The following is an 11,804-nucleotide window of genomic DNA, read 5'->3' on the forward strand; positions in this document are numbered from 1 at the left end:
TGAAGAGTGAAAAATTTCATTCTTCACTTTTTATTTTGCACTAATTTATACCCTACCCCTTTAACGGATTTTATATACTCTTTCCCTATTTTCTCTCGTATTCTGGCAATATGAATATCTATAGTACGACTCTTAGAGAGATCTTTATCTCTCCAAACAAGGGTAGCTATTTCCTCTCGGGTGAACACCTTATTAGGAACACTCATAAGTAAGAATAGGAGTTCATATTCTTTTTTAGAGAGAAGTATTTCTTTTCCTTCTTGAAAAAGGCTATAAGCATCCGTATTAAGGGTATAAGTTCCCAATATCATCCCTTCTGTATAAGATGGGTTAAGGAGCGTAAGCTTAGTTAAAGCGTTGAGCTTACTGAGTAGAAGTTTGATTTTGATATTCTTATACACAAAATCATCCGCTCCAGCATCAAAGCCTGCTAAGAGTGCATATTCCTGATTTTCCTCTGCCAGTAGGACAATAATAGGACGCACAGGTAGCTTCATTTGGCGCAATCGCTCACATATCTCCACTCCATCAGTATCAGGAAGAAAGATATTAAGCAATATTAGTTCAGGAGTCGTTCGCTTAATTATGCGCAATGCCTGTGCCCCTCCTGTAGCTGTAAGCACTTCAAAACCTGCCTGTTGTAAAACAGGAGCTACAGACCTCAACCACTGGGTATCACTATCTACTATTAAAAGCGTAATAAATGTTTCTCTTTCCATTGTGTATAAAATTCAGGATTATACAGAGAGAGCATTCCATCCTTCAATGAGGTAAATACCTGCACTGTTTCCCCTGTACAAACTAATTCTCTTTGTTCATTATAGATAAAATAGTGGAAGACTAATTTAGCAGCAGGAGTATCCATATAAAGGGTCTCTATCTCAAGGAGTTCTCCATAGCGTACTCTTTTTCTGTGTTCACATATACTCTTTACAACAGGGGTTGCGAAGCCATATTGCTTTATCTCCAGATAAGAAATGCTATACTTTCTGCCAAAAGCCTCTCGCCCTTCTTCAAAGTATTTAATGTAATTACCATGCCATACAATCCCCAAAGGATCTGTTTCACTAAAGCGTACTCGTATCTGTACACTTTCTTTCAAGGAAGTGGACTTATAGATTTCTTTTTGCCTTGTCATATACTATAGAAATTACCATACAAAGAATAAAAAACAAACAAAGAAGCGCTACCTTTAAAAGTACAGAGGCAAGCGTACCTTCCCTTAGAAGAATTTCATAGAAAGCCTGTAAACCCCAATTCATAGGAGAGAGCCTAGAGATTGCCTGCATAAAAGAAGGCATGGCAAATACAGGAATCCACACCCCTCCAATAGCCGCTAAAATCACTGTAAGAGTAGCTCCTAAAGGGGCAGATTGTTCCTGTGTCTGACAAAGAGTTCCTAAAAGGACTCCCAAGCCAATGGCTGCCATACTGGAAGCGATTGCTACTACAAACAAGCTCAATATACGTCCACTAATATCCAAAGCAGGAAGCCCTAACATCGGGAAAATATATAAACCCATCAAAACCATTAGAATAAACTGTAGTAAACCTATAGCTGAGAAAACCAGAATCTTTGCCATAAGTAATCGTCCATAAGGGAGCGGAGAGGTAATTAGGCGTATATTCGTTCCTTGTGTTCTCTCTCTTACAATATTAGCAGAAAGAGGAATTGTAATAAAAAAGATGGCAAAGAGCGCCCATGCCGGCACATTGTGCTGTACTGAATTAGGAATTTTTTTCGTGGGTGTTGGATTTATCTCAGTGAAGGTAATCAATTTTTTTCCTGTAGGGAAAGGCAATTGTTTATCTTCTCCCAGTTCCTTCTCAAAGGCAATATAGATAAAGAGATTCTCTACCTGATACATCATTTTATCTATATGGGTCTTGATCGTTTCCTTAAAAGAAAGCGGCAATGTAGGATCAAAGTAGAGCCGTATTTCCTTAGTTTCAAAATCTTTTAGCTGTTCTTGAGGAATCTCCTCTTCCATGAAAGCACTAAGAATTCTGTTTACTTTTTGCTGTACTTCATCTTGCAAATCCTCTGAGAGATGCTCGGGCAACACAATAGCCATAAGAAAATCACCTTGACGCACCATCTGCTTAGCTTTCTCTTCATCAAGGTCTTTGATATTCACCCCTGTAGAAACCGAAAAGAAAAGACTCCCTTCAATTCCCATGCGTATATGCTCGGCTACTTCTCCATGATCATTATCTACCAGAAGGATAGCCGTTTTCTGCTCAGTAATATTACGAAAGGCACCGTCCTGCAGAAAGGTTACCGTAATAACCAATGCTAAGGGCATCACGAACAGAATAATAAGCCCGCCCAAATCCCTACAGATAAGGAGGGTTTCCTTGTAAACAGAAGTAATAAACTTATACATAAGAGGGTTCTTGACTGGTGAAATGAATAAATACCTCTTCCAAATTTAGGGCTTTCTTCTGAGCAATAAGCCCCTGAGGAGTATCCTCACAAAGTATTTCTCCCTTGTGGAGAATAGCTACTCTATGACAGAATTCTTGCGCCTCTTGCATGTGATGAGAGGTATATAGGATGGACATACCTTGTCCATTGAGTTCCTTCAAGTACTGAAGAATAATATTTTTTGACATTACATCCACGCCTACTGTAGGTTCATCCAAGAAAAGTACTTCAGGGGTATGGAGGATCCCCGCAATTAGGTTAATACGGCGTTTCATTCCTCCAGAGAAATATTTAATTCTCTTATCGGCTACCTCCAAGAGTTCTACACGAGTAAGTGCTTGTACTACCTTCTCATGTAAGTCCTTTCCCTTAAGCCCATATAGACTTGCAAAATAAAGAAGATTTTCCCTTGCCGTAAGGGTAGGATAAAGTGCATATTCCTGGGGAACTACTCCTATTCTGTAACGAATTCTATGAGCTTGCTTGGAAAAAGACAAATCACATATAGTAAAACTTCCTGCTGTTGGCTTAATACTCCCCATCAGTATAGACATTAATGTAGTTTTTCCCGCTCCATTAGTCCCTAAAATACCAAAAATTTCTCCTTTATGTACTGAAAAGGAGATATTTTTTAATGCAAAACTTTCTGATTCCTTATATTTTTTATAAAGGCTTGTTACTTTTATCACCTCCTTCATGACTTCTCAGGAAAATTCTTTAATTCCTCTACAGAAGTACCAAAAATTTCAGCATATTTCTGTAGTGTTTTTTCTGTCAATCTCTTAAACACTTTTGGCTTAGCATGTCTCTTTACAATCCATTGCCATTTATTCATATAACTTGCTAAGGTAGACCAATCCATACGAGCTTCTATCATATAATATACAATAGGGCTTAACTTTCCTTCTTGCACCTGCTTTTTCACCTCTTGCATTTGTTCCTCCAATAGTCCTATAGAGGCTTGCAGGGCAATATTCTTAACCTCCCAACCTTCACTAAGAGCCGTAGTATAATTACCCTGAGTATCCGTTACATAATAAACTTCCTTAAGTTCTCCTAAGGCTCCTTTATCCTGAGGAACTTCACTCTCTTTCATTTAATTAAGTTCTTTGATAAACAAATTCATCTGTGCTTGTGCCAATAGTATCCCCTTAGAGCAAGCATGACAATCCATAGAACAAATACTATAACCTTGACCATCAATCCTTGAGAGAAGCTCTGCCTCTGTAAGAACAGACTGTAACACTTCGGGTAAGGAATAGATCTCTACTTTCTTTATGGCACTAATATAGCCTATGATATTTTTAGTAGCTTCCCCCTTTTCAAAAAAAAATTGTCCTACTATAGCCGAACATGTTTGTGCCATATTCTCAATAAGCCCTACCTCCATAAAGAAACCTTTTTGAGTAAAAATACAATCTTTCCTGATTAAAAACTCTGTAGTAACACTTGTGTCATTGATATGTATAATGGTATCTACCAATTGCATAGGCGGACGATGAGGCAAATACTTATGAATAGAGATATTCATTATAGTTATGAGTTTGGAAAATTCAGTTTTTTACTTGTCCAGAGAGTTTTATAAGTTCACTTTTCAATATTGTTCTAATATCTTAATGCGTTTTTCAATAGGAGGATGGGTAGCAAAAAGAGAAAAGAAACCTTGTGCCTTATAATCAATAAAAAGCTCCTTAACCTCATCATTCTTAATCCCTTTAATAGTAGAGTGTCCTGATATTTTCCTCAGTGCATTAGCCAGTGCCAAGGAATTGTGTGTTATCTCTACGGCTCCGGCATCCGCCATATATTCACGACTGCGAGAAAGAGCAAGTTTGAAAAGAATAGACAAGAAATAGACGGCTCCTGCCACCAAAAGAATAAGAAGTATACCACCTCCTCCTTTAGTATTTTTCCGATTGCGTGAAGAATATTGCCCATTAAGTAGCATCCGAAAGGCTAAATCAGCAATAGTTGCAAAGATTCCCACAAATACAATGGTAACAATAAGCAAGCGGACATCACGGTTACGGATATGAGTAAGTTCGTGGGCAATGACCCCTTCCAATTCCTCATCATTCAGAGTATTAATAATCCCGCGCGTAAGCGTAACTGAAAAAGTCTTCTCATTAATTCCTGAAGCAAAAGCATTTAGTGCATCACTTTCTATAATATAAAGTTTAGGCATAGTCATTCCTACCGACATACAAAGGTTCTCCGTTAGGTTATATACCCGCATATTCTCCCGACGTTCTAAGGGCTCGGATTGAGTTGCCATCTGTATCATCTGAGTATGGAAAAAGTAGGAGATAAAAAACCACACAGTAACCCCAATGAGTACAGGGGGAATTACTGAAACAAACTGACTATTAGCTTGTTCTATATCTTGATCAGAGAATACATACAATACTACATATACCCCTGCTAAAATAAGCAGGGGAAATGCTAATAGGAACAAGATAGACTTGGTGTTGTTCCTTGTTATTTGTTGTTGTATTCCAAGATATTGCATAATCACAGAACAAAAGTACCTCCTAAGTTCTTTTCTCTTGCTATAAAGAGGACTTAAAACAAACTTCTTTGAATAATTATTAGTTCACAAATGAATTATAAGCACTAATAACGTCTTTATATTCATCTGAGAGGTCATTATAATCTCTTTCACTAATAGTTTTATTTTCTTTTCCATTACGGATAAGCTTACGTGCTGCTCCTAAGAACTTTTCTGTAGCTTTGTGAATATCCTCATAATTTGTTTTATCAGAAGGAGTTTTACTCTTTACCTCTATCTTTCGATTTTTATCCAATAGATCTTCTATATTCTTGTAGAGAGTTTGCAACTTAGCTTCATCAAAGGTATTTGCTTCTCCTTGTCGGAGAACTTCATCTAAGAGATCCCCTTCTTGGGTAAGAAGTTTCTTCGTTGCAAGGATATTGTCCTTAAGAGGATGGTCTTTAAGGATACTTTCCTCTGCTTGATCCACAATAGCCCTCATTGCATCAAAAAGGGTATCATGACTATCATAGAAAGCAGTTGCTTCTTCTTGTATTGTTTTTTTGAGATCTTGTAGTTTTTTTCCTTGATCATCCTTATAATCCTCTGCCTCCAAATAAGAGTTAATTTCTACTGCAGAAGCTCCTATTTTATCGGAGTGTGTCTTGAGAGCTTCAAAAGCTTTTTCTATAATTTCCTTTTTATCTCCAAATCCATCAGGCACTTTTAGGTTATCCTTCGCAGAAACCGTAATCATCTTCATAGGTCTGATAGGCTTAATGGCAACTCCTCCGCTTGCTTTCTTTTGAAGAAACTCTTGTGCTTCATCCACATAGTCTACAACATCATCCGTATAGGAACTATTTCTCTTATAGAACTCTAAAGCATCATTATAGAATCCTATTACTTCATTAGCTTGATTCTGTCCACTTATGGAATCAAAAGGATTCTTACCCTTGGAGTTAGAGTTACACCCTGCTAAGAGAGCTCCTGCAAGAACCAAAGTTAAAATAATTTTTTTCATATCTCTTTTTATTAAATTAAAATATATTTATTCTTCTGCAAAGATACATATTTTTTTTGATGTTACCACTGATTAACTGCGAAAAGTAGTGCCAAGCGTATTTGTGTAAGCAATTGCCCAGAAAGCATATCATATTGTTTTTCCAAACCTCTTTCATATGCTTCATAAGAAGGGCTATCATTCCATGAGCCCATTGCTCCAAATACATCAGCAATCTCTGCAGCACAAAAAAGACGAACATTTGACTCAGGCATAGGAATATTTTTCAAATATTGAGCATAATAAGTATCATTCACTCCTGTTCCTTCTAATATATCAAAAGCTTTAGTGAAAATATTGGCAAACCCTTGAAAGCCTATCTTATCGGCAAAAGCAGCTATTTCTTGCAATACTTTTTTAAAATCCTTAGTATTATCGGAAAACAAAGGCTCCCCCTTCGGAGCATTCTTCCACAACCTCTCTGTATAGAGAATATCCCAGCCATCATTTTTATACGCCCACTCAGGGGTAAAATAACTCACCACATCACCGGTAAAGAAACAAACTATACTACTTCCACTTGTATTGGAAAAACCTAATATCCCTCTATCCTTCACTGTAGTAGGGGTTGCATATTTCACATCTTGTAGCCCTTTTTCAAGACAATGAGTATACCAATCACTCACACTTTTAGCACTATAAAAATCCCCTTCTGAAAATACAAATGTAAGGTTCTTTACATATTCCTCACACAGATAATCTATAGTAGTTTTTGTTTGTAATGCTTTTTTGGCAGCAATTACAATGTTACAGAGTTGTGCCACTTCTCCATTCATAGCTATTAGTTTTTATCAAATATTCTTTCTTCAAAGCCAAGCCACATCACGGAAGCTGCCATATCTACGAATTTCAATTCATCTTTACGAAGATCTGCTAAGGCTTTTTGTCCTTCAGGAGTATTGCGTGCTTTGATAAAATCATCTTTGCTTTCATACCATAACTCTCCCATAGCATCAAAAGTAAAAGGAAGCGTTTCACGCTGAGTAGATGATTTCTCATCCACGGGCTGAAAGGGAAATGTTTTTGCATAATCTTTTATGAGTAATGCCTCCTTATAACCTATGACTTTTTGAGAATGTGCTTCCCATAGCTTTACAAATTCCTCTGTTGTAAGAGAAGCCTTCTTACGAACAAACATTATAATCTTAAACATTATTCTTTAATTTACCAATTATTGTATAATATTCTACTCTTTCCCCTTTTAAGAGGAAAGACTCATAATTTTTATTATTTGGTAAAAGAATAACCCTCTGTATTATTTGCTATTCTTTCTTATCAGCTGAATGAGATTTCCGGTGCCTTATCCAACTGTTTACGATCTTCTTTTCCTAAGTCAAAGAAAGGTTGAGGAGTCATTTTTTTAAATCCAGCTACAATATTGGTAGGGATGGATTGGATAGCGGTATTGAGCTCCTTAGTAGTAGAATTAAAATAACGTCGCACTGATGCCAATTTGTTTTCAATATCGGCTATTTCTTCTTGCAAATGCATAAAATTGGTATTTGCTTTAAGTTCAGGATAAGCCTCTACCTGTATATTGAAGGCTCCCATAGCGGAGGAGAGTTCCTTTTCAGCAGCTATCTTATCATTGATACTTGTGGCAGCCAAAGCATGACTGCGCGCTTGAGTGATTTTGGTAAGCACCTCTGATTCATGATTCATATAACCTTTTACCGCCGCTACAAGTTGTGGAATAAGATCATGGCGCTGTTTGAGCTGTACATCTATATCGGCAAAAGCATTCTCACGATTATTTGCCAAAGCTACTAATTTGTTATTGGCACTGATGTACCAAAACACTACAATTACTATAATTGCAAGGGTAATAATAAATCCTGTCATAATATAAAAACAATTAAATTTGGGGCAAAAATAATTAAAATAAATGGATATTCCTATTCTTAACTAAGAATTTGATAGGCTGCAAATGCAGAAAGATAAGCAAAGCCTGTCATAAAAAGCCATTGAATGATTGCCCATTTCCAACTATTGGTTTCCTTGCGCACAATAGAAAAAGTGCTGATACATTGCATAGCAGAGGCAAAAAATAACAGAATAGAAACTCCTGTAGCAAGATTGAACATTGGTGTACCATCAGGACGCTTTTCCTGTTGCAGTCGCGTAATGACTGTACGCTGCTGGGCTTCTCCTTCTTCCACATCCACCTCTCCTAAACTATAAATAGTAGCCAAAGTACTTACAAATGTTTCCCGTGCAGCAAAAGAACCTAATACAGCAATACTAATCTTCCAATCATAGCCTAAAGGACGAAAAACAGGCTCTACCCACTTACCCATATTTCCTAATAAAGAATTCTCAGTACGATAACCCAACAAATAATGTTCCTTTTCATCTTCATCCCAGCCATTTTGTAATGCAAGTTTTTCTGTATATGCCTCAGCATTACGATACTTTTGAGTAATTCCATGAGTCTGTAGAAACCAAATGAGTACCGTTATAAAAAAGATAATCTTCCCTGCATTAACTACAAAAGCTTTTGATTTCTCATACACAGTTAGTAACACATTACGTATCAGAGGCAGTTTGTAGGTAGGCATTTCTATGATAAAATGAGACTTGAAAGAATTCTTTAATACTAAGAATTTGCTCAGAAGCCACGCTGAAAAAATAGCCATAAATACCCCCAACATATAGAGAAGAAAGAGAGCTACAGCCTGATTATCAAAGAAAAAATAATTCCCTTCTGGAATAACTAATTTTATCATAATCAAGTATATAGGAAGCCTTGCTGAACAGGTAATAAAAGGAGTTACCAAAATAACAATAAGCCGCTCCTTCCAACTTTCAATAGTACGAGTAGCCATCACTGCAGGAATAGCACACGCAGCACCTGAAATCAGTGGAATTGTACTCTTCCCATTAATCCCAAAAGGACGCATAATCCTATCCATTAGGAAGACAACCCTGCTCATATAACCACTCTCTTCCAATAAGGAGATAAAGAAAAAAAGTAAAGCTATTTGAGGAACAAAGGAGACTACTGCTGTAAGCCCAGGTATAACTCCATCCACCAAAAGAGAGGTAAGGGATCCCTCTGGTAATACCTCGGATATCCATTCACCTACCCATGCCAAAGCATTCTCTATCCACCCTTTAGGATATTCACTTACATAAAAAATTACTTGAAAAATAAGTAGTAATATTACCATAAAAATAAGATAACCCCATACCTTATGTAAGAGTATCTTGTCCAATAGAGCACGAGTTCCTACTGCTGTTACCTTATAAGTATCCTTCAAAGCATTATTAATCACCTGATAGCGAAGAATCGTTTCCCGCTGTTGCATGCGCTTAATCTCTGCCTCTGTTTTTATGTTCTCTTTCTGAATTTCTACTTTACGTAAGTTACCTACCATTTCAAAATTCTGAGAAATAACCATCCAGAGCTTACCCAATTCCTCATTAGGAAACTTTTCTTTCAAGAATCGGAAGAAAGTAGGATCAATGCGGTTAATATCTAATATTGGCTCTAAAGGGAGCTTTCTATAATTGATAATAAGGTTCTTAAGGGTCTCTATCCCTGTCTTTTGTCGGGTACTTATAAGGGCAATTCGCGTGTGAAGTTGTGATTCAAGCGCCGGAATATCAATAGTAATTCCACGAGATTTCATCCTATCTGCCATATTAATAGCCAATATCGTGGGAATCTTGAAGTCCTTTATTTGAGTGAAGAGATATAAGTTTTGCTTAAGGTTCTCCACATCAGCCACCACCACTACTACATCCGGGAATTCAATGTCATCTCTGTCCAACAAACAACTAATAGCTACCTTCTCATCCATGGAGTTAGGATTGGTACTATAAGTACCTGGCAAGTCATATACACGAGCATGGAGTGTCTGGGAAAGCTTACAGAAACCTACCTTCTTATCCACAGTAACTCCAGGATAATTCCCTACATGCTGGTTCATTCCCGTAAGAAGATTAAAAATAGAGGTCTTTCCTACATTAGGATTTCCTATGAGGGCTACTTTGATTTGATTCTTACTCATTTGTAGTGGATTTACATGGTTCTATCTCAATATATTGCCCCATTTCCTTACGGATAGCCAGATGAATATCATTAATAATCAAATAAAAAGGGTCTCCTAAGGGAGCAATCTCTACAAGTTTTATTTCATTACCAGGTAGGCACCCCAGTTCTAATAATTTAATGGGAAGCATCTCTGTATTCACCTCTTTAATAAGGTACTTCTCTCCACGCTTCATTTTATTAACTGTAAGCGTCATATTTTATTTATACTTAATTTAAAGAAGCAAAGATACTATTTTTTTCCTAAGTATAAAAAATTTTATTTACTTTTGTCATGAATTTTAACAAGTATTCAAAAGCATGAAAAACTATCTATTACGCTCAATAGTATTGGTGCAAATCTGCTTCTTGTTATTGGTAGGGTTACTTATCTTTATGACAGATATGATTGATAATCACCTCTATATAAATGGAGGAAGTCCTGCAAGTGAGCTCACCGAGATGTTACTTTCCCCTTTCTACTTACTGACAGACAATAGCCAGTATGCAAGTTCTTTCCTCCTACTCTTGCACTCTATGTGTCTTTTCTTATTCTTTTCGATGGTAGTAGGAATTATTATTGGCATTATCTGGTATTATATAAAGAAAAAATCACTCACTCCTATACCTTGGATGGCTGATTTGCTACTTACAGAGGGTATCTTCATAGCTGTATTGTTTATTAGCTACCTTATCATATATATTTTTCATCATTTTTCTTTCGAAATAGAAAAAGATGCATCCCTTTCTATATTCTTATTTACCCTTATGGGATGTCTTCCTGTATTTCTTATAGGAAGATGGCTTTGGCGACGAGGTATGCGGCTACTGGGAGGAATCACTTTGAATATTTACGGTATCGCCCTCGTTTTTGTTTCGGCTGTAAGTATCTATGCCTATGGGCAAGGAGATGAAAAGGACTTGGATCAGTACACCTATTCGAATCAGGACTATCCAGAGGAAACCTCTTATTACCACTATGAAGAAGAAGAATCTGAAGAAGAAGATCCTTACTCAGATGTCCTATACGAGGAGGATGATATTGTCTATTCAGAGGAGAATAATACATATCTCACCTATAATCCTTTTGATTTTAAGGCAAAGAGCGAAGATTATCTCACCTTTGACAAGCCTGGGGAGTATTACAAGTGGAATTTTGAGAAATTCAACAGTGATTTTATGAAAAAAATACTCTCTGACTACCAAAACATATTCTTCTTAGAGGATATTACACCTACTATAAAACCTACAGGTCAAAAGAAAATAGATGAAAAGAACCAAGCACTCCGTGATTTTGTTAATTACTTAGGAACAGACTCTTATGTACTTAGTTGCTTTTGGCATTTCTTCAAAAATATTATTTTGGATCACATGAAGCTCAATCAGCTAATACGTTATTCCTCAAGAGCGAGATTTCTTCTTAAGATATATTACCTGAACAACACCCCTGCACTGTATGAAGATATAGATAGAGTCATGCAGATCTCCTATGTAGAAGAAAGAATCGATGGTCGTATTACAGAAGAAGAATTTCTAAAGGCTCAGGTTAAGTTACTTAGAGCTGTATACAGAAACTATGATGTTACAGAAATTGACCGAGACTTACTCAATAGTAATATAGGAACAGATGAAATTCGTTGGGCTTATTCTTTTTGGGCACGTAGATATAAGGAGAATAATATCCCGATCGTTTTAGGTATCCTTTTAGATGTAGATCGTTATGTTAAGGAAAAACACCCGACTGAGTATGATTATCCTCAGATATAACTATCAAATAAGGCGAGCTGCT

14 protein-coding genes are annotated in these 11,804 nt (G+C 36.7%); 1 reads left to right on the plus strand and 13 read right to left on the minus strand.

Annotation, left to right across the window (positions count from 1 at the left end):
* Positions 1–23: 23 nt before the first annotated feature.
* From HMPREF9071_RS10585 to HMPREF9071_RS10645, 13 genes are all read right to left on the minus strand, one after another.
* Entirely contained in the window at positions 24–719 is a 696-nt protein-coding gene (locus HMPREF9071_RS10585) for a response regulator transcription factor (protein ID WP_009746643.1), read from the minus strand.
* Entirely contained in the window at positions 689–1,138 is a 450-nt protein-coding gene (locus tag HMPREF9071_RS10590; protein WP_009746644.1) for a thioesterase family protein, read from the minus strand. The genes HMPREF9071_RS10585 and HMPREF9071_RS10590 overlap by 31 nt, the downstream gene beginning before the upstream one ends.
* Positions 1,113–2,387 (minus strand): ABC transporter permease, encoded by a 1,275-nt coding sequence (locus HMPREF9071_RS10595; protein WP_009746645.1) that lies wholly within the window; start codon positions 2,385–2,387, stop codon positions 1,113–1,115. The genes HMPREF9071_RS10590 and HMPREF9071_RS10595 overlap by 26 nt, the downstream gene beginning before the upstream one ends.
* The gene (locus HMPREF9071_RS10600; protein WP_009746646.1) at positions 2,380–3,126 is read right to left on the minus strand and encodes an ABC transporter ATP-binding protein; all 747 of its coding nucleotides are present in this window, start codon (positions 3,124–3,126) and stop codon (positions 2,380–2,382) included. The genes HMPREF9071_RS10595 and HMPREF9071_RS10600 overlap by 8 nt, the downstream gene beginning before the upstream one ends.
* Complete coding sequence (locus HMPREF9071_RS10605) at positions 3,123–3,524, minus strand: hypothetical protein (protein ID WP_009746647.1); 402 nt, start codon at positions 3,522–3,524, stop codon at positions 3,123–3,125. The genes HMPREF9071_RS10600 and HMPREF9071_RS10605 overlap by 4 nt, the downstream gene beginning before the upstream one ends.
* A complete protein-coding gene (locus tag HMPREF9071_RS10610) occupies positions 3,525–3,959 on the minus strand; it encodes an acyl carrier protein (RefSeq protein WP_009746648.1) in 435 nt (144 codons plus the stop codon).
* A gap of 63 nt (positions 3,960–4,022) precedes the next feature.
* A complete protein-coding gene (locus HMPREF9071_RS10615) occupies positions 4,023–4,937 on the minus strand; it encodes a M48 family metallopeptidase (RefSeq protein WP_009746649.1) in 915 nt (304 codons plus the stop codon).
* A 79-nt stretch (positions 4,938–5,016) separates the two neighbouring features.
* Positions 5,017–5,943: a DUF3829 domain-containing protein gene (locus tag HMPREF9071_RS10620; RefSeq protein ID WP_009746650.1), complete on the minus strand. Its 927-nt coding sequence runs from the start codon at positions 5,941–5,943 to the stop codon at positions 5,017–5,019.
* 62 nt (positions 5,944–6,005) lie between these two features.
* Entirely contained in the window at positions 6,006–6,758 is a 753-nt protein-coding gene (locus tag HMPREF9071_RS10625; protein WP_009746651.1) for a hypothetical protein, read from the minus strand.
* Between the two features lie 5 nt (positions 6,759–6,763).
* Positions 6,764–7,135, minus strand: a complete 372-nt coding sequence (locus HMPREF9071_RS10630; protein WP_009746652.1) for an EthD domain-containing protein — start codon at positions 7,133–7,135, stop codon at positions 6,764–6,766.
* 122 nt (positions 7,136–7,257) lie between these two features.
* Complete coding sequence (locus tag HMPREF9071_RS10635; protein WP_009746653.1) at positions 7,258–7,824, minus strand: LemA family protein; 567 nt, start codon at positions 7,822–7,824, stop codon at positions 7,258–7,260.
* Positions 7,825–7,883: 59 nt separating this feature from the next.
* The gene (gene feoB, locus HMPREF9071_RS10640) at positions 7,884–9,995 is read right to left on the minus strand and encodes a ferrous iron transport protein B (protein WP_009746654.1); all 2,112 of its coding nucleotides are present in this window, start codon (positions 9,993–9,995) and stop codon (positions 7,884–7,886) included.
* Positions 9,988–10,233, minus strand: a complete 246-nt coding sequence (locus HMPREF9071_RS10645; RefSeq protein WP_009746655.1) for a FeoA family protein — start codon at positions 10,231–10,233, stop codon at positions 9,988–9,990. The genes feoB and HMPREF9071_RS10645 overlap by 8 nt, the downstream gene beginning before the upstream one ends.
* A 103-nt stretch (positions 10,234–10,336) precedes the next feature.
* Here HMPREF9071_RS10645 and HMPREF9071_RS10650 point away from each other — a divergent pair, with 103 nt between their 5' ends.
* The gene (locus tag HMPREF9071_RS10650; RefSeq protein ID WP_040358109.1) at positions 10,337–11,782 is read left to right on the plus strand and encodes a hypothetical protein; all 1,446 of its coding nucleotides are present in this window, start codon (positions 10,337–10,339) and stop codon (positions 11,780–11,782) included.
* The last annotated feature ends 22 nt before the right edge of the window (positions 11,783–11,804 follow it).

The organism is Capnocytophaga sp. oral taxon 338 str. F0234 (assembly GCF_000192225.1).
GTDB lineage: Bacteria > Bacteroidota > Bacteroidia > Flavobacteriales > Flavobacteriaceae > Capnocytophaga.

Bases quoted from the DNA above. Each gene is read 5' to 3' on its own strand.
- HMPREF9071_RS10585 (WP_009746643.1), bottom strand. From the start codon at position 719: ATGGAAAGAGAAACATTTATTACGCTTTTAATAGTAGATAGTGATACC.
- HMPREF9071_RS10590 (WP_009746644.1), bottom strand. From the start codon at position 1,138: ATGACAAGGCAAAAAGAAATCTATAAGTCCACTTCCTTGAAAGAAAGT.
- HMPREF9071_RS10595 (WP_009746645.1), bottom strand. From the start codon at position 2,387: ATGTATAAGTTTATTACTTCTGTTTACAAGGAAACCCTCCTTATCTGT.
- HMPREF9071_RS10600 (WP_009746646.1), bottom strand. From the start codon at position 3,126: ATGAAGGAGGTGATAAAAGTAACAAGCCTTTATAAAAAATATAAGGAA.
- HMPREF9071_RS10605 (WP_009746647.1), bottom strand. From the start codon at position 3,524: ATGAAAGAGAGTGAAGTTCCTCAGGATAAAGGAGCCTTAGGAGAACTT.
- HMPREF9071_RS10610 (WP_009746648.1), bottom strand. From the start codon at position 3,959: ATGAATATCTCTATTCATAAGTATTTGCCTCATCGTCCGCCTATGCAA.
- HMPREF9071_RS10615 (WP_009746649.1), bottom strand. From the start codon at position 4,937: ATGCAATATCTTGGAATACAACAACAAATAACAAGGAACAACACCAAG.
- HMPREF9071_RS10620 (WP_009746650.1), bottom strand. From the start codon at position 5,943: ATGAAAAAAATTATTTTAACTTTGGTTCTTGCAGGAGCTCTCTTAGCA.
- HMPREF9071_RS10625 (WP_009746651.1), bottom strand. From the start codon at position 6,758: ATGAATGGAGAAGTGGCACAACTCTGTAACATTGTAATTGCTGCCAAA.
- HMPREF9071_RS10630 (WP_009746652.1), bottom strand. From the start codon at position 7,135: ATGTTTAAGATTATAATGTTTGTTCGTAAGAAGGCTTCTCTTACAACA.
- HMPREF9071_RS10635 (WP_009746653.1), bottom strand. From the start codon at position 7,824: ATGACAGGATTTATTATTACCCTTGCAATTATAGTAATTGTAGTGTTT.
- feoB (WP_009746654.1), bottom strand. From the start codon at position 9,995: ATGAGTAAGAATCAAATCAAAGTAGCCCTCATAGGAAATCCTAATGTA.
- HMPREF9071_RS10645 (WP_009746655.1), bottom strand. From the start codon at position 10,233: ATGACGCTTACAGTTAATAAAATGAAGCGTGGAGAGAAGTACCTTATT.
- HMPREF9071_RS10650 (WP_040358109.1), top strand. From the start codon at position 10,337: ATGAAAAACTATCTATTACGCTCAATAGTATTGGTGCAAATCTGCTTC.